Below are 16,496 nucleotides of genomic sequence, written 5' to 3'. Positions count from 1 at the left end.
CCTCACTCGCGCGCCTTGGCCATCAGATCGGCGCGGGGGTTCTCCTTGGGTTCCAGCTCGTGGAAGCGTTCCAGCGCCTCGCGCGCCGGTCCGTCCAGGTGCGTCGGGACCGCGACCTGCACCTCGGCGAGCAGGTCGCCGGTGCCCTTCGCGGTCTGCACGCCCCGCCCCTTGACGCGCAGCACGCGCCCCGACGGGGTGCCGGGGGCCACGCGCAGCTTGACGACCTCGCCGCCGAGCGTGGGCACCTCGATCGTGGCGCCGAGGGCCGCTTCGGTGAACGTGACGGGGACGTGGATGCGGAGATTCAGCCCTTCGCGCGTGAAGACGGGATGCGGGCGCACGCCCACCGTCAGCACGATGTCGCCCGCCTCGCCGCCGTCCGGGGAGGGCCGGCCGCGCCCGCGCAGCTTGATCTTCTGGCCGTCCGAGACCCCCGCGGGGATCTTGACCTTGATCGGCCTGCCGTCCTCGCCCTGCAGGGTGATCGTGTCGCCCTTCACGGCCGTGGTGAAGTCGAGGGTCGTGCGGGCGGTGACGTCGGCACCGCGCTGCGGACCGCCGAAGCCGCGGAACCCGCCGCTCGGCTGCCCGAAGCGGCCCGAGCCGAAGCGGCCCCCGCCCTGCTGCCCGAACATCGCGAACAGGTCGTCGAAGTCGGCCTGCTGGCTGCCTCCTCCGGTCGAGAACCTGCTGAACACGTCCTCGAACCCGCCGCCGCTCGCGCCGGGCTGGAAGCGCGCTCCCGAGCCCATGGCGCGCAGCTGGTCGTACTCGGCGCGCTGCTCCTTGTCGCTGAGCACCGAGTACGCCTCGCTGATCTCCTTGAACTTCGCCTCGGCCGCGGCATCCCCCGCGTTCGAGTCGGGGTGGTAGGTGCGCGCCAGCTTGCGGTACGTCTTCTTCAACTCGGCATCCGAGACGTCCTTCGACACACCGAGGACCTTGTAGAAGTCCTTGTCGAACCAGTCCTGACTGGCCATTGCCCCTCCCTTCCCTTACTCGGCCGGGACGGCGACGACGACCTTGGCGGGACGCAGCTCGAGGTCGCCCAGGCGGTAGCCCACCTCGACCACTTCGAGGATCGTCGCCTCGGTGGTGCCGGGAGTGGGCGCCTGGAAGATCGCCTCGTGCTGCTGCGGGTCGAAGGCCTCACCGGCTTCGCCGTAGCGCTCGACGCCCAGGCGGGCGACGACCGTGCGGATCTTGTCGGCGATCGCGGCGAGGGGCGTGCCCTCCTCGAGGTCGCCGTGCTTCTCGGCACGGTCGAGGTCGTCGAGGACCGGCAGCATCCCCTTCGCGACGGAACCCTTGGCGCGCGCGATCTCCACCTCGCGCTGCTCCTCGGTGCGGCGTCGGTAGTTGGCGTATTCGGCCTGGACGCGCTTGAGGTCGAGGACGAGGTCGTGCTCCTCGGCGGGAGCATCGGCCACCGCGGCCTCGTCGGACTGGGCGGCGCCGAGGATGTCGTCGACCGTCAGCTCTTCGGGCTGCGTGTCGGGACCGTCGGCGGCGTCCTCCGGGGCCGCCTGGTCGGCAGCCCCGGAGTCCACGACCTCGTCGCCGTCGTCGGGCCCCTCGAAGTCCTTGTCCGCCATGCTTACTTCTTCTCGTCCTCGTCGTCGACGACCTCGGCGTCGACGACATCCTCATCGGATGCCGCCTGCTCACCGGCCGGCGCGTCGGTCGGGGCCTGTGCGGCCTCGGCCTGGCTGGCGGCGTAGATCGCCTCGCCGATCTTCGTCTGCGACGAGTTCAGCTTGTCGTAGGCGTCCTTGACGGTGTCGTCGTTGTCGCCCGCGAGCGCCGTCTTGAGGGCGTCGACGTCGGCCTGGACCTCGGTCTTGACGTCCTCGGGCAGCTTGTCGGCGTTCTCGTTCAGGAGCTTCTCGATCGAGTACGAGAGGGTCTCGGCCTGGTTGCGGACCTCGGCGGCCTCACGGCGCTTCTTGTCCTCGGCCGCGTGCTCCTCGGCCTCGCGCACCATGCGCTCGATGTCCTCCTTCGGCAGCGACGAGCCGCCGGTGATCGTCATCGACTGCTCCTTGCCCGTGCCCTTGTCCTTGGCGGACACGTGCACGATGCCGTTCGCGTCGATGTCGAAGGTGACCTCGATCTGCGGGATGCCGCGGGGTGCCGGCGCGATGCCGGTGAGCTCGAACGTGCCGAGCGGCTTGTTGTCGCGGGTGAAGTCGCGCTCGCCCTGGAAGACCTGGATGGCGACCGACGGCTGGTTGTCGTCGGCGGTCGTGAAGGTCTCGCTGCGCTTGGTCGGGATGGCCGTGTTGCGCTCGATGAGCTTGGTCATGATGCCGCCCTTGGTCTCGATGCCGAGGCTCAGCGGGGTGACGTCGATGAGCAGCACGTCCTTGCGCTCACCCTTGAGGACACCGGCCTGCAGGGCGGCGCCGACGGCGACGACCTCGTCCGGGTTGACGCCCTTGTTGGGCTCCTTGCCGGCTTCCTTCTTCACGAGCTCGCTCACGGCGGGCATACGCGTCGACCCACCGACGAGCACGACGTGGTCGATGTCGGCGACCTTGATGCCGGCCTCGCGGATGACGTCCTCGAACGGCTTCTTGGTGCGGTCGAGCAGGTCCTTCGTGAGGTCCTCGAACTTCGCGCGGCTCAGGGTCTCGGACAGCGACACGGGGCCCGAGTCGGTCAGCGAGAGGTAGGGCAGGTTGATCGAGGTCGACTGCGAGCTGGAGAGCTCCTTCTTCGCCTGCTCCGCGGCCTCCTTGAGACGCTGCAGGGCGATCTTGTCGCTCGAGACGTCGACGCCGCTGGTGTCCTTGAACTGCTTGATCAGGTAATCGACGATGCGCTGGTCCCAGTCGTCACCACCGAGGCGGTTGTCACCGGCGGTGGCCCGCACCTGGATGGTCGAGAAGTCGTCGTCCTTGCCCACCTCGAGGAGGGAGACGTCGAAGGTTCCACCACCGAGGTCGAAGACGAGGATGAGCTCGTCCTCCTTGCCCTTATCGAGACCGTAGGCGAGCGCGGCGGCGGTCGGCTCGTTGATGATGCGGAGCACGTTGAGGCCCGCGATCTCACCGGCCTCCTTCGTGGCCTGACGCTCGGCGTCGTTGAAGTAGGCCGGGACGGTGATGACGGCATCCGTCACCGTGTCACCGAGGTACTGCTCGGCGTCGCGCTTGAGCTTCTGCAGGATGCGGGCCGAGATCTCCTGCGGCGTGTAGTTCTTGCCGTCGATCGCCTGGGTCTTCCAGTCGGTGCCCATGTGGCGCTTGACGGAGGTGAGGGTGCGGTCGACGTTCGTGACGGCCTGGCGCTTGGCGGTCTCGCCGACGAGCACCTCGCCGTCCTTCGTGAACGCGACGACCGAGGGGGTCGTGCGAAGACCCTCGGCGTTGGCGATGACCTTCGGCTCGCCACCTTCGAGGACGGCGACGACCGAGTTGGTCGTTCCGAGGTCGATTCCCACTGCACGTGCCATGTGTTTCTCCTTCGTGTGGCGTTTGCGTAGATCTGAAGTCTTTCCGCGGTCCTGGCCACAACCTGAGCCGCGATGACTCAAGGCTACTCCGATACCTCGACCGCGTCAAACCAACTTGAGCCAACTCATATCAAGTTTGCAGACCAGCGGACGTCACCGGGAAGTACCGCGGTCGGGGTAGTGTGCGCCTCATGACGCGTTCCAGCGGCGGGACGCCCCAGATCCCCGCCACCGCCGACAGCGGCGCCCTGCCCGTGATGTTCCAGGACCTCGAGGAGCACCCCGTCGCGCGCAAGAGCGTCGTGTCGTGGGCGATGTGGGACTGGGCGACCCAGCCGTTCAACTCGGTCATCCTGACCTTCGTCTTCGTGTCGCTCTACCTCGTCTCCGACACCTTCCTGCCGGCGGACATCGCGGCCCTCGCCGACGACGACCCGCTCAAGCAGTCCGCCCTCGCGGATCTGTCGAGCGGCTACGGCCTCGTCTCGACGATCGCGGGGCTCGCGATCCTGCTGCTGGCGCCGATCCTGGGTCAGGTCGCCGATCGGAAGGGCCGCAAGAAGCGCTGGCTGCTGATCGCGACCGCTCTGCTGGCCCTCCTGCAGTTCGGTCTGTTCTTCGTCTTCGCCGACCCGTCGTTCTTCTGGGTCGGCGCGATCCTCGTCTCGCTCGGCGCCGTCGCGTCCGAGATCGCGGGCGTCAACTACAACGCGCTGCTCGTGAGCGTCTCGACCCCGCGCACGGTCGGCAAGGTGTCGGGTCTCGGCTGGGGGCTCGGCTATATCGGCGGCATCCTGGCCCTCGTCGCGGTCGTCGTCCTGAACGCGGTCGAGTGGTTCGGCCTCGACACGTCGAACGGACTCGCCTACCGGCTGATCGCGGTCGGCTGCGCCGTGTGGACGATCGTGTTCGCAATCCCGCTCTTCCGCAACGTCCCCGAACCGCCCGCTCCCGCCGGAGCGCCGCCGCTGGGCTTCGCGGCGTGGTTCCGCGAGTTCTTCCGCTCGATCGCGAACCTGTTCCGCTCGCACCGCCCGACCGCGTGGTTCCTGCTCGCGAGCGCCGTCTACCGCGACGGGCTCGGCGGCGTCTTCGCGTTCGGCGGCGTCCTCGCCGCCGTGGCCTTCGGGTTCTCGCCGAACGAGGTGATCCTGTTCGGCATCGCCGCGAACCTCGTCGCAGGAATCTCGACGGTCGTCGCCGGCCGCCTCGACGACCGGTACGGCGCGCGGGCGATCATCCTCACCTCGCTCGGCGGCCTCGTCGTGACGGCTCTCGCGGTGTTCCTGCTGCACGACGCCGGCAAGCTGCCGTTCTGGATCCTCGGGCTGCTCCTGTGCGCCTTCGTCGGTCCCGCGCAGGCGTCGACCCGGTCGCTCCTCGCCCGGGTCACACCCGAGCACATGCAGGGCGAGGTCTTCGGCCTCTACGCGACGACAGGCCGCGTCGTGAGCTTCCTCGCGCCGGCCATGTGGACGCTCTTCATCGCCGTCTTCGGGGCGACCTACTGGGGCATCCTGGGCATCGCGATCGTCCTCGTGCTGGGACTCGTGCTGATGCTCTTCGTGAAGCTCCCCCGTCCCGCGCACCTGCGCTGAACGACCGCGAGCCGACGCGTTCGGCATCCATCCACCGGGGAGGAGTGCCGTTCGCGTCGGCTCGCGAGCGGATGCCGGGGCTCAGCGCTCGGCGCGGGCGAGGTTCTCGCGCAGCTCGTCGGCGTTCTGCCGGATGACGTAGGCCGGCTGGTCGCGCTCGACGCGCCAGCTCTCGTCGAGGCCGCCGACGTTGACGGTGTCGAAGCCGAAGTCGTCGTAGAGCTTGGTGATGAAGGTCACGCCGTCCTGCGAGTCGCTCGCGGTCGCGAGGGCGCGGCGGTTCGGCGATCCCGCGGGGGCGCCGTCGGTCGTGATGTCGGCGGCGGGGATGTGGTTGAAGCCCTTGACGACGGTCGACTGCGGCAGGCGGTCCTGCAGCATCCGCGAGGTCGTGGTCTTCTTCTCGTCGAGCTCGGCGATGTGCCCGTCGCGCTCCCAGTAGTAGTTGTTGGTGTCGACGACGATCTTGCCGGCGAGCTCCGCGACGGGCAGGTCGTCGATGGCCTTGAGCGGCACGGTGACGACGACCCACTCGCCGAAGGCCGCGGCATCCGCTGCGGTCATGGCCTGCGCGTTCTCACCGAGCTCGGCGACGAGGTCCGTGAGGGTCTCGGGGCCCCGCGAATTGGCGATCGCGACCTGGTGGCCCTGAGCGACCAGCACGCGAGCGATGGCCGAGCCGATGTGTCCTGCGCCGATGATTCCTACGTGTGTCATGTCTCGAGGGAACGCCGCGAGACCGTGGGCATTCCCGAACGAGGGCTGGGGGATGCCGATCACTCCCCGATGAGCACGCTCCACGCCGAGCCGATCACGGCCTCCATCCGGTGGTCGCCGTGCCGGAACGCGTGCGTTCCCTCGGCACCCGCTGAGCGGGCCCGCGCTCGCGCCGAGGTGACGACACCGTCGGCATCCCACGCGAGGTCGACCTCGATGCCGGGGCGGGCGACGAGGCCGCGCACGGATCCGGCGCCGAGCGCCGCGGGCAGCGCCGGCAGCAGCGCGATCCCGTCGCCGTGCGACTGCAGCAGGCACTCGGCGAGACCCGCCGTGTAACCGAGGTTGCCGTCGATCTGGAACGGCGGGTGCGCGGCGAGCATGTTGTCGTACAAGCCGCCCGAGTGGTCGCCGCGGTCGACCGACATGTCGCGGAAGACCAGCGCGAGGAGCGCGGCGACGCGCTCGGGCTGAGCGAGGCGGGCGCGGAGGGCGATCTTCCACGCGAGCGACCAGCCGGTGGACTCGTCCTCGCGCAGGTCGAGGAAGCGGGATGCCGCGGCGGCGAGGTCCTCGGTCAGCGGCTCGGTGCCGGGGTAGACGAACACGAGCGGCGACAGGTGGCGGTGGTGCGGGTCGACGGCCTCGCGACCGCCGGGCCACTCGGCGATCGTCCCGTCGACGACCGGGATCCCGGGCAGCTGGGCGCGGGCCTCGACCGCCTGCGCGACGAGCGGGTCGTCCTCCTGACCGACGAGGTGCGCGACGCGGACGAACGCGTCGAGGTGCGCGCGCAGCAGCACGACGTCGAGAGTCGCCGACTCCGAGACGGCCGCCGCGGCGCCGCTCGCCGTGCGGAAGACGTTCTCGGGCGAGGTCGACAGCGCGGTGCCGCGCACACCGTCGTCCGACACCGCCGTCCAGGCGAGGGCGAACGCCGTCGCACCGCGCAGCAGCCGGAACGCCTGCAGGCGTTCGGCGCGGTCGGTGACACCGAACGCCTCGCGCTCGGCGAGGTGCAGGCAGAGCCAGAGCCCCGCCATCGGCCAGAACGCCCATGCGGCGTCGTGCTCGCCGTCGCCGACGGGCTGGGTGTACCCCCAGGCATCCGTGTTGTGGTGGGCGACCCAACCCGGGGCGTCGTAGAGCCGCCGCGCGGTCTCGGCGCCGCTGTCGGCGAGGGCGTCGAGCAGTCCCAGCAGGGGCTCCTCGGTCTCGCTGAGGTTCGTCGTGTGCGCGGCCCAGTAGTTCATCTCGACGTTGATGTTCGTCGTGTAGTTCGAGCTCCACTCCGGGCGCACGTCCTGGTTCCAGATGCCCTGCAGGGTCGCCGGCAGCCCGCCGGGCCGCGACGAGCAGAGCAGCAGGTAGCGGCCGTAGTGGAACAGGAGCGCAGCCGGGCCGGGGTCGCGCGCCACGTCGACGGAGCCGCCGTCGCCGAGCGCGCGCAGGCGCTCCGCGGTGTCGAGCTGGGCCGACTCCGGCGCCGCCGCGAGGGTCAGCTCGGCCCGGTCGTAGAGGCGGGCGTGGTCGCGCAGCTGCGCCGTGCGCACCTCGTCGAGCCCGGCTGACACGGCGGCGTTCACGAGCTCGGTCGCGCGCCGCGCCGCCGCACGCTCGGTGCCCTCCGGCATCCGCCCCATCCCGGTGAAGGTCGTCGCGGTCGCGAGGACGACGGTCACGCGGGTGGCGCGCAGGACGCGGCCGCCGCGCACGAGGGTGCCGTCGGTGAGGATGCGGGCGTGCAGCGCGCCGCGCACCGCGGCGGCGCCCTCCTCGTAGACGACGGGCTCGTCCACCTCGTCGTGCGGGGGCGTCACGTCGGACGGCACCTGAACGAGCAGGGTCGTCGCCGCGTCGTTCTCGACCCGGCCGAGCTCGCGCAGCGGCGTCTGGATCTCGACGCGCACGTCGATCGGGTCGTCGCTCTCGAGCTCGTGGACGAGCACGCGGTGGGGTGCGCTGATCCACGTGCGGTGGTGCACGCGATTGCCGTCGAGTCCGCCGCCGGCCGTGTGGGTCGCGGTGCGCAGGTCGAGTTCGCGGCGGTAGTCGGTGAGCTCGGCGGCATCCGCTCCGTCGATCCGCAGCCGCAGGTCGGCGAAGGGGAGGAAGGACTGCGCGTGACGGTGCTGCAGGCGGCGCACGAGCAGGTCGGCGTCGTCCTCGCGCCCGTCGGCGACGGCCTCGCGGGCGGCGGCGAGGGCGTCGCGGGCCTCGTCCGCCGTCACCAGGGGGGCGGCGAGCTCGCTGGCGGGGCTCCCCGACCAGACGGTCTCGTCGTTGAGGCGCAGGAGCGCGTCGGCGACGCCGCCGAAGCACATGGCCCCCAGGGCGCCGTTGCCCAGGGGGAGGGCCTCGTTCCAGGTCTCGGCGGGACGGCGGTACCACAGCACGTGCTCGGTCATGGGGTTTCCTCTCGGCCGGTGACGGCCGGATGCCGCAGCGGGGGGATGCGGGGCCGCGACGGGCAACGGGCCTCGCGCGCGGGACGCGCGTCCGCGAGGGCACCGTTCCGACGATAGACGGTGCCGCGTGCGACCTTGCGCCCCCGGCATCCGTCTGCTTTTATCTCAGAGTAAGACGAAAAGGTCCGGAAGGGAATCCGTGAACGGCGTGCGCGCAGCGGGGAACCGGGGCACGGCGACCAACGCCGACGTCACCCGCATCAACCGCACCGCGATCCTCGACGCGCTCCGCACCGCCGGACCCCTGGGTCGCGCCGAGCTCGTCGCGGCCACGGGGCTCGCCTCGGCCACGGTCCACCGCCTGTGCGCGCGCATGGTCGAGGAGGGCCTGCTCGGCGTCGAACGCGACACCGGCGGCGTCGGCCGCCCCACCCACCGCTACCGCCACCTCGGCGAAGCCCGCACGGTCGTCGCCGTCGACGTCACCTCGGCGATCGCCCGCGGCGCCCTCATCGACCTGGACGGCGAGACACGTCACACCGAGACCCAGCAGCTGCAGGATGCCGACGGCCACCTGACGACGTCGTCGCGCCTCGAGGGGGTCGGCGTCCTCGCCGAACGCCTCATCCGCGTCGCGGCCGAGATCGGCAGCCCGGCGCAGGGGATCGGCTTGTCTGTCCCGGGTGTCGTCGACGCGGACGGCGCGGTGAGCGACTCGGTCGAGCTCGGCTGGAACGGCGTCGCCGTCCGCGACGCGCTGCAGACCCGCACGGGGCTGCCCGTCGTCGTCGAGAACGACGCCAACGCCGTCACGATCGGCGAGTGGACGCACGGTGCGGGACAGGGCACGGGCGATCTCGCGGCGCTCGTGTTCGGAATCGGCGTGGGCGCCGGGATCGTCTCGGGCGACCGCCTCGTGCGCGGCGCGGGCGCCGCCGCGGGCGAGATCGGCTACCTCATCACCGACCCGCAGGCGTTCTCGCAGCCGCGTCCGACCGGCGGCGACCTCGAGACGCGGGTGCTCGCCCTCGGCGGGGCCGGCGGAACCGAGGCATCCACCATGGCCGTCCTCGACGACGAGAGCGCGTCGGGCTCTGCGAACGCCGAGCGTCTGCTCGACCACATCGCGATGTCGGTCGCTGCCCTGTCGGTCATCCTCGACTGCCGCGTCGTCATCCTCGCCGGCCGCCTGCCGCGGCGCACCGACCTGCTCGTCGACGGCGTCACCCGGCGCCTCGAGGGCCGCATCCCCCGCCCGCCCGCCGTCGTCGTGGGCGCGCTGGGCGAGGATGCCGCCCTCGTCGGCATCGGGCAGCTCATCATCGACCACGTGAAGGGGGCGGTCTACCTTGCCTGACCTCACCGAGACCACCGGGTCCGTCGTCGGCGTCGACGTCGGCGGCACGAAGACCCAGCTGCGCGCGCTCGTCGACGGGACGGTCCTCGACCGCGTCGTCCCGAGCGAGGTGTGGCGCGAGGGCGCGATCTTCGACCACGCGGCGAACTTCGACCGGCTCGCCCGCCTCGTCCTCGACACCGTCGGCACCGCGCCCGAGGTGACGATCGTCGGCGCGCACGGCATCGACAGCACCCGCCAGCGACTGCAGGCGACGGCACTGCTGGCCGAGCGGATGTCGGGCCACGTCGAGGTCGTGAACGATGCGGTACTCCTCGCCCCGGCCATGGGGCTCGAGGCCGCTGTCTGCGTCATCGCGGGCACCGGCTCGGTGATCGTCGGCTTCGACGGCGAGGGCGAACCGGTGACCGCCGACGGATACGGCTGGCTCATCGCCGACGACGCGAGCGCGCCCGGGATCGCCCGTCGCGCCGCCGTCGCCCTGCTGCGCGCCGTCGACCGCGACGGTGCGGCGGCGATGGCCGACCCGCTCGCGGCGCGCTTCCTCGACGCGTTCGGCGCCGTCGACCACGTCGACCTGGCGCTGCGGTTCCAGGCCGAGGCGAGCGAGGCGGCGTGGGGCGGTTTCGCCCCGCAGGTCTTCGCGGCGGATGCCGAGGGCTCGCCGCTCGCGCACGAGGTCGTCGCAGCCTCCGCCGCCCACCTCGCCGATGCGGTCGTCGCCGTCCGCGGCCGCGGCGCGCGGGGCGCCGACGTCATCGCCGCGGGCGGCGTCATGACCGCCCAGCCCGTGCTCGCCGACCTCCTGCGCACCGAACTGCAGCGGCGTCACGGTGCGCTCCGACTCCACGTGCTCGACGAACCCCCCGTCGTCGGCGCCCTCGCCCTCGCGGTCGCCCGCCGCGATTCGCTCTCCCCCCGAAAGGTGCTCTCGTGAGGATCCTTCTCTCCCCCGATGCGGCCGGCGCCGGCGAGGTCGCCGCGGCGGTCGTCGCCGCCTCGGTCGCCGACCTCGCCTCCCCGGTCCTCGGTGTGGCAACGGGGTCCAGCCCGCAGCCCCTCTACCGCGCGCTCACCGCACGCGTGGCAGCCGGTCTCGACCTGTCGCGCGCGGCCGCGTTCGCCCTCGACGAGTACGTCGGCCTGCCCGTCGACCACCCCGAGAGCTACCACTCCGTCATCGCCCGCGAGGTCACCGGACCGCTCGGGCTCGACCCCGCGCGCGTCCACGTGCCCGAGGGTGCGGCCGCCGACCCGGCCGCGGCCGCCGCCCGCTACGAGGCGGCGATCGCCGGGGCCGGCGGGGTCGACCTGCAGATCCTCGGCATCGGCGCGAACGGGCACATCGGCTTCAACGAGCCCGGCTCCGCCCCCGACTCCCGCACGCGTGTCGTCGAGCTGGCGCCTCGCACCGTCGCCGACAACAGCCGCTTCTTCGACGGCGACGCCGGTCTCGTCCCCACGCACGCGCTCACGCAGGGCATCGGCACCATCCTCGACGCCCGCGAGATCGTCCTGATCGCGTGGGGCGAGTCGAAGGCCGAGGCCGTCGCCCGCGCCGTCGAAGGACCGCAGACGACCGACATGCCGGCATCCTTCCTGCAGCGCCACGACCGCGTGACGCTCGTCCTCGACGCCGCCGCCGCGTCGCGGCTGAGCCCCGCATCGCTCCCGGCGGAGGCCGCGCGATGACCGCCTTCGACGTCGCCCGGATCGGTCCCGGCGAAGGATCCGTCGCCCCGCGCACGCGTCTGCGCAGCGACGCCCCCACCCAGTCGCTCGACGGGCCGCCGTCGGCCCGCGGCAGCGCGAGCGGATCGGCCTGCCGGCCGAGGCCCGCGCGACCGGCGAGCCGCGCGTCGCCCACGTGCTGACCGTCGACGCCGCACTACGTCGCACGCATCGCTGCTGCCCGAGCCGACCGCGACGCACGTCTCGATCGACATGGCGCAGTCGGGCGTCGGCCCCGCGACGTGCGGCCCGGGCGTGCTGCCCCGGTACCGCCTGCCGGCGCGCGACGCGTCGTTCGCGCTCCTGTTCGAGACCGTCTGAGTCCGGGGGCGGGGCGGTTCAGTCGCCCCGCTTCCGGCCCCACGGGAGTCGGATGCCGCGCTCGTTCTCGGACTCGACCTCGAGTCCGTAGTGCTCGCCGATGTGCTCGAGCAGTTGCGCACGCTCGGCCTTCTCGTAGATGCGTCGCTCGCGCTGGAACGCGACGACCGTCGCCCAGCAGATGAGCAGCATGACGACGCTGAACGGCAGCGCGATGATGATGGCCGCCGTCTGCAGGGCGGTGAGGCCGCCCGCGATGAGCAGGGCGATCGCGAGGAGCGCCGTGATGAGGGTGAACAGGGTGCGCACGGGCTTGCCCGGCTCGGGGTCGCCGCCGGTCGCGATCATCCCCATGACGAGGGCGCCCGAGTCCGCCGAGGTGACGAAGAAGAGCGCGATGAGCACGAGCGCGCCGATGGTCAGCAGGAGCGGCGCGGGCAGGCTCTCGAAGAGCTGGAACAGCGCGCCCTCGACGTTCACCGACCCGTCGGCCTGGGTCATCGTCCCGGGGCGGTCGATCTCGAGCTTGATCGCCGAGCCGCCGAGCACGGCGAACCACAGCACGCCCACGAGGGTGGGGACGATGAGCACGCCCATGACGAACTCGCGGACGGTGCGGCCGCGGCTCACGCGGGCGATGAAGATGCCGACGAAGGGGGCCCACGAGATCCACCAGCCCCAGTAGAACGAGGTCCAGGTCGCCTGCCAGGCCTGCCCCTCGGCGCCCTGGAACGCGCTGACGCTGAAGCTCAGGCCGATGAAGTCCTGCAGGTACGAGCCGATCGACTGCACCCACTCGCGCAGCAGGTAGAACGTGTCGTTCGTGAAGAGGACGAACAGCAGCAGGAGGCCCGCGAGGATCAGGTTGAGCGACGACAGCCACTTCATGCCCTTCGTCACCCCCGACAGCACCGAGAAGAGCACGGCCGTCGTGATGACGGCGATGATGATCACCTGGACGAGCAGGCCCGGGTTCGAGATGATCCCCGCGCTGTCGAGACCGGAGCTGATCTGCAGGACGCCCAGGCCGAGGCTCGTGGCGACACCGAAGAGGGTGCCGACGAGCGCGATGGCGTCGATCGCGTTGCCCCAGCCGCCGCGCACGCGGCGGCCGAGGATGGGCTCGAGGGCCCAGCGGATCGAGAGCGGGCGTCCGCGGCGGTGGATGGCGTACGCGAGGGCGATGCCGACGACGACGTAGACGGCCCAGGCCTGCACGCCCCAGTGCAGGTAGGTCTGCGTCAGCGCCGACTGCGCGAGCTGTGCCGGCGTGCCCTCGACGCCGGGCTTCGGATCGACGAAGTGGCTGAGCGGCTCGCTCACGCCGTAGAAGACGAGACCGATGCCCATGCCCGCGGCGAACAGCAGTGAGAACCAGGCACCGGTCGAGAACTCGGGCTTGTCGTCGTCCTTGCCGAGTCGGATGTCGCCGAAGCGGCTGAAGCCGAGGAACAGGCAGAACGCGACGAAGAACGCCGTGATGAGGACGTAGTACCAGCTGAACGTGTCGATGATGGCGCCCTGGATGGTGCCGAAGAACGCCTCCGCCTGCGTCGGGAACGCGATCGCGAACGCGCTGAAGACGACGGCGACGATCGCGGCGGGCGCGATCACCCAGAGGCTCGGCTTGGCGCGCACGCCGATCGTGGAGGTGGCGGCGGTCTCGGACACGGGGGCGCTGTCGGACATCCCGCCAGGCTACTGAGGCCCCGGCATCCGCTCACCTTCTTGCGCCGACGACGGTTTCCGGGTTAGCGGGTCAGTCGCGGGGCCAGGATGCCGCGAGTTTGCCCAGCAGACGCACGAGTTCGGCGCGCTCGGCGTCGGTGAAGTCCGCGAGCGCACGCGAGAGCCGCTCGCGCCGCTCGCCGCGGAAGTCCCCCGCGCGGCGACGGCCCTCGGGGGTCAGCGCGATACGGGTGCGGCGCGCGTCGTCGGGGTCGGCCTCGCGGGCCGCGAGCCCCATCTCGACCGCCTGCTGCACGAGGCGCGAGGCGCGCGGCTGGTCGACGCCGATCGCGTCGGCGATCTCACTGACCGACAGCGGGTGCTCGGCGTGGACGAGTGCGTCCAGAAGACGGATGCGGGCGGGCGCGCCTGCCAGCCGCATCCCCGGACCGAAACCCGGGCCACCCGGGCCGCCGCGCATCCAGGGCGGGCCGCCGTCGTGCGGCCCGTGCGCGTGCGGGCCGCGGTCAGTTGCCCTTCGCACCGGCGTCGGTCGTGCCGACGTCGGTGCGGTGGAAGTTCTGGAACGAACGGGATGCCGTCGGCCCCCGCTGCCCCTGGTACCGGTTCTTGTACGGCCCGGTGCCGTAGGGGTTCTCGGCCGGCGAACTCAGGCGGAAGAAGCAGAACTGCCCGATCTTCATGCCCGGCCACAGTTTGATCGGCAGGGTCGCGACATTGGCCAGTTCGAGCGTCACGTGACCCGAGAAACCGGGGTCGATGAACCCCGCCGTCGAGTGGGTGATGAGCCCGAGGCGGCCGAGCGAGCTCTTGCCCTCGAGGCGCGCGGCGACGTCGTCGGGCAGCGTGATCTGCTCGAACGTCGCGCCGAGGGCGAACTCACCGGGGTGCAGGATGAACGGCTCGTCGGGGGCGACCTCGATCAGCCGGGTCAGCTCGGGCTGGTCCTCGGCGGGATCGATGAACGGGTACTTGTGGTTGTCGAAGAGCCGGAAGTAGCGGTCGAGCCGCACGTCGACGCTCGAGGGCTGGACCATCGCCGGGTCCCACGGGTCGAGGCCGATGCGGCCGCCGTCGATCTCGAGTCGGATGTCGCGGTCGCTGAGCAGCACGCGGCCAGCCTACTGGCCGCCCGGCGCCTCACCGCGCGACGCGGACCACCACCACACCCCGCGGCGGCACCAGGACTCCGGATGCCGCGGCCGCGCCGACGAGCACGTCGCCGTGCACCGGCGCCACGACTTCGTCGTCGGCGCGGTTCGAGAGGAAGACGTACCGCGCCTCGGCGTCGCCGCGCTCGATGACGTCGAGCCGGCCGTCGGCCGACCGCGGGTCGCCCGAGAGCGCCGCCAGCCCGAGCCCCGCCAGCACGCCGCGCACACCGTCCCGGCCGATGTCGGCCGAGATGTAGGTCGCCGACCCACCCGCGCGCAGCCGTCGGCGGGTCACCGCGGGCGCACCCGCCAGGTCACCCTCGGCGTAGGTATCGAGCACCTCGACGTCGTCGCCGACGTGCACGATCCGCTCGGTCCAGGCACTCGCCGCGGCACCCGAGGCGAGTGGGACCCGCTCGCCGGGCAGCAGCGGCACGAACTCCTCGACCGTCACGCCGAGCAGCTCGCGGAGCGCGCCGGGGTATCCGCCGAGCCAGACGCGGTCGTTCTGATCGACGATGCCCGAGAAGCACGTCGTGACGAGGTGGCCACCGGCATCCGCGAACGACGTCAGACGGGAACGCAGCTCATCGGGGACGACGTGCAGCATCGGGGCGATGAGCACCTCGTAGCCGTCGAACGACGCGCCGATCGGGATCACGTCGGCGCGCACCCCGAGGTCGAGCAGCGCGCGGTACCAGGCGAGCGCCTCGGCGTCGTACGCGAGCGCATCGGTCGGGTGGGCGTCGCGCCCGCTGACCCACCACGACTCGTAGTCGAAGACGATCGCGACGCGCGCGGTCTCACGCCGCGAGCCGTGCACGGGCGCGAGGTCGCGCAACGCCCCGCCGAGGGCCACGACGTCGCGGAACACCCGGCTGTGCTCGCCCGCGTGCGGCACCATGCCGGAGTGGTACCGCTCACCGCCGGCGCGCGACTGCCGCCACTGGAAGTAGCAGACCGCGTCGGCGCCGTGCCCGACGTGGGTCAGCGCATCGCGCATCAGCTCGCCCGGCCGCTTGGGCGGGTTGACCTCGCGCCAGTTCACGGCGCTCGTCGCGTGCTCCATGAGGAACCACGGCAGCCCGCCGGCGATGTTCCCGGTGAGGTTCGCCCAGAACGACAGGTCGTCGCGGCCGAGCTCGCCCGGTCGCAGGTAATGGTCGTTCGAGACGAAGTCGACGTCGCCCACCCACGACGGGTAGTCGATGTCGCGGACGTTCTGCGCGACCATGAAGTTCGTCGTCCGCGGGATGCCGGGGGTCACCTCGGCGAGCACCGCGGCCTCGGCGCGCAGGTGGTCGCGCACGGCATCCGACGAGAACCGCTCGAAGTCGAGCTGCTGTCCGGGGTTGCGGATCGTGGGCGCGGAGCGCGGCGGCAGGATCTCGTCCCACTCCTCGTAGTGCTGCGACCAGAAGGCCGTGCCCCAAGAGTCGTTGAGCGCCTCGAGCGTGCCGTAGCGCGCTTCGAGCCAGGCGCGGAATGCGCGGGCGGCGTCATCGGAATAGTCGTAGAGGTTGTGGCATCCGAGCTCGTTCGAGATGTGCCACGCGACGACGGCGGGGTGATCACCGTAGCGCTCGGCGAGCGCGCGCACGAGGCGCAGCGCGTACTCACGGAAGACGGGCGACGTCGGGCGCCAGTGCTGCCGGGCTCCGGGCCAGAGGATGGTCCCGTCGACGGTCTGCGGGAGGATCTCGGGATGCCGGCGCGCCATCCACGACGGCGGTGACGCCGTCGCCGTCGCGAGGTCGACGTCGATGCCGTTCGCGTACAGCAGGTCGATGATCTCGTCGAGCCACGCGAAGTCGTACTCGCCGGGGCGCGGTTCGAGCAGGCCCCAGGAGAAGATCCCGAGCGAGACGATGTTGACACCCGCTTCGCGCATGAGCCGCACGTCGTCGTCCCACACCTCGCGCGGCCACTGCTCCGGGTTGTAGTCGGCGCCGTAGCGCATCGTCCCGGGCTGCTGCGAGCCGTCCTTCACCCAGCGGTAGTTCTGCACGCGACCACGCTAGTCCCAAAAACGTGCATCTGCACGGTTTCAGTCGATCTACA

General features: G+C 71.6%; 13 protein-coding genes and 1 pseudogene. 5 read left to right on the top strand and 9 right to left on the bottom strand.

Annotation, left to right across the window (positions count from 1 at the left end):
* Positions 1-2: 2 nt before the first annotated feature.
* From ACPEH2_RS12995 to dnaK, 3 genes are read right to left on the bottom strand one after another with little or no spacing between them, the layout of a single operon-like run.
* Positions 3-983, bottom strand: a complete 981-nt coding sequence (locus tag ACPEH2_RS12995; protein ID WP_423718855.1) for a DnaJ C-terminal domain-containing protein — start codon at positions 981-983, stop codon at positions 3-5.
* Between the two features lie 15 nt (positions 984-998).
* Entirely contained in the window at positions 999-1,598 is a 600-nt protein-coding gene (locus ACPEH2_RS12990) for a nucleotide exchange factor GrpE (RefSeq protein ID WP_363380079.1), read from the bottom strand.
* A gap of 2 nt (positions 1,599-1,600) precedes the next feature.
* Positions 1,601-3,460: a molecular chaperone DnaK gene (dnaK, locus tag ACPEH2_RS12985; protein ID WP_217528520.1), complete on the bottom strand. Its 1,860-nt coding sequence runs from the start codon at positions 3,458-3,460 to the stop codon at positions 1,601-1,603.
* Positions 3,461-3,651: 191 nt separating this feature from the next.
* Between dnaK and ACPEH2_RS12980 the strand changes: the two genes are divergently transcribed.
* Entirely contained in the window at positions 3,652-5,058 is a 1,407-nt protein-coding gene (locus ACPEH2_RS12980) for an MFS transporter (RefSeq protein ID WP_423718854.1), read from the top strand.
* 81 nt (positions 5,059-5,139) lie between these two features.
* Here the strand turns inward: ACPEH2_RS12980 and ACPEH2_RS12975 are convergent, their stop codons facing one another.
* Entirely contained in the window at positions 5,140-5,775 is a 636-nt protein-coding gene (locus ACPEH2_RS12975; protein WP_423718853.1) for an NADPH-dependent F420 reductase, read from the bottom strand.
* A 59-nt stretch (positions 5,776-5,834) separates the two neighbouring features.
* On the bottom strand, positions 5,835-8,183 hold the full coding sequence (locus ACPEH2_RS12970; RefSeq protein WP_423718852.1) for a glycoside hydrolase family 95 protein: 2,349 nt from the start codon (positions 8,181-8,183) through the stop codon (positions 5,835-5,837).
* Between the two features lie 199 nt (positions 8,184-8,382).
* Between ACPEH2_RS12970 and ACPEH2_RS12965 the strand changes: the two genes are divergently transcribed.
* From ACPEH2_RS12965 to ACPEH2_RS12950, 4 genes and pseudogenes are all read left to right on the top strand, one after another.
* The gene (locus tag ACPEH2_RS12965; RefSeq protein WP_359920471.1) at positions 8,383-9,540 is read left to right on the top strand and encodes an ROK family transcriptional regulator; all 1,158 of its coding nucleotides are present in this window, start codon (positions 8,383-8,385) and stop codon (positions 9,538-9,540) included.
* Positions 9,533-10,477 (top strand): BadF/BadG/BcrA/BcrD ATPase family protein, encoded by a 945-nt coding sequence (locus ACPEH2_RS12960; protein WP_359920473.1) that lies wholly within the window; start codon positions 9,533-9,535, stop codon positions 10,475-10,477. Before ACPEH2_RS12965 ends, ACPEH2_RS12960 begins: the two co-directional genes overlap by 8 nt.
* Positions 10,474-11,232 carry a glucosamine-6-phosphate deaminase gene (locus tag ACPEH2_RS12955; protein ID WP_359920476.1) on the top strand — a complete coding sequence of 253 codons (759 nt, stop codon included), beginning with the start codon at positions 10,474-10,476 and terminating at the stop codon, positions 11,230-11,232. Before ACPEH2_RS12960 ends, ACPEH2_RS12955 begins: the two co-directional genes overlap by 4 nt.
* A 207-nt stretch (positions 11,233-11,439) precedes the next feature.
* A pseudogene (locus tag ACPEH2_RS12950) lies at positions 11,440-11,592 on the top strand (hypothetical protein); the annotation flags it as partial.
* 18 nt (positions 11,593-11,610) lie between these two features.
* On the opposite strand, the gene ACPEH2_RS12945 reads toward ACPEH2_RS12950, so the two are convergent.
* The 4 genes from ACPEH2_RS12945 to ACPEH2_RS12930 all read right to left on the bottom strand — a co-directional run bounded on the left by ACPEH2_RS12945 (position 11,611) and on the right by ACPEH2_RS12930 (position 16,443).
* The gene (locus ACPEH2_RS12945; protein WP_359920479.1) at positions 11,611-13,281 is read right to left on the bottom strand and encodes a BCCT family transporter; all 1,671 of its coding nucleotides are present in this window, start codon (positions 13,279-13,281) and stop codon (positions 11,611-11,613) included.
* Between the two features lie 70 nt (positions 13,282-13,351).
* Positions 13,352-13,702 carry a MarR family winged helix-turn-helix transcriptional regulator gene (locus tag ACPEH2_RS12940; protein ID WP_359920481.1) on the bottom strand — a complete coding sequence of 117 codons (351 nt, stop codon included), beginning with the start codon at positions 13,700-13,702 and terminating at the stop codon, positions 13,352-13,354.
* A gap of 85 nt (positions 13,703-13,787) precedes the next feature.
* Positions 13,788-14,393, bottom strand: a complete 606-nt coding sequence (gene dcd, locus ACPEH2_RS12935; protein ID WP_217528540.1) for a dCTP deaminase — start codon at positions 14,391-14,393, stop codon at positions 13,788-13,790.
* 28 nt (positions 14,394-14,421) lie between these two features.
* The gene (locus tag ACPEH2_RS12930; RefSeq protein ID WP_359920484.1) at positions 14,422-16,443 is read right to left on the bottom strand and encodes a beta-galactosidase; all 2,022 of its coding nucleotides are present in this window, start codon (positions 16,441-16,443) and stop codon (positions 14,422-14,424) included.
* Between the last annotated feature and the right edge of the window lie 53 nt (positions 16,444-16,496).

The sequence above is a fragment of the Microbacterium sp. NPDC064942 genome (genome assembly GCF_049545525.1).
In the GTDB taxonomy this organism is placed as follows: Bacteria; Actinomycetota; Actinomycetes; order Actinomycetales; family Microbacteriaceae; genus Microbacterium; species Microbacterium gawkjiense.
The sequence above is the reverse complement of the archived record's forward strand: the minus strand, read 5'-3'. Positions and strand labels throughout refer to the sequence as shown.

Coding starts and splice junctions, on each gene's coding strand:
- ACPEH2_RS12995 (WP_423718855.1), bottom strand. CDS start 983: ATGGCCAGTCAGGACTGGTTCGACAAGGACTTCTACAAGGTCCTCGGT.
- ACPEH2_RS12980 (WP_423718854.1), top strand. CDS start 3,652: ATGACGCGTTCCAGCGGCGGGACGCCCCAGATCCCCGCCACCGCCGAC.
- ACPEH2_RS12990 (WP_363380079.1), bottom strand. CDS start 1,598: ATGGCGGACAAGGACTTCGAGGGGCCCGACGACGGCGACGAGGTCGTG.
- ACPEH2_RS12970 (WP_423718852.1), bottom strand. CDS start 8,183: ATGACCGAGCACGTGCTGTGGTACCGCCGTCCCGCCGAGACCTGGAAC.
- ACPEH2_RS12940 (WP_359920481.1), bottom strand. CDS start 13,702: ATGCGGCTGGCAGGCGCGCCCGCCCGCATCCGTCTTCTGGACGCACTC.
- ACPEH2_RS12975 (WP_423718853.1), bottom strand. CDS start 5,775: ATGACACACGTAGGAATCATCGGCGCAGGACACATCGGCTCGGCCATC.
- dnaK (WP_217528520.1), bottom strand. CDS start 3,460: ATGGCACGTGCAGTGGGAATCGACCTCGGAACGACCAACTCGGTCGTC.
- ACPEH2_RS12945 (WP_359920479.1), bottom strand. CDS start 13,281: ATGTCCGACAGCGCCCCCGTGTCCGAGACCGCCGCCACCTCCACGATC.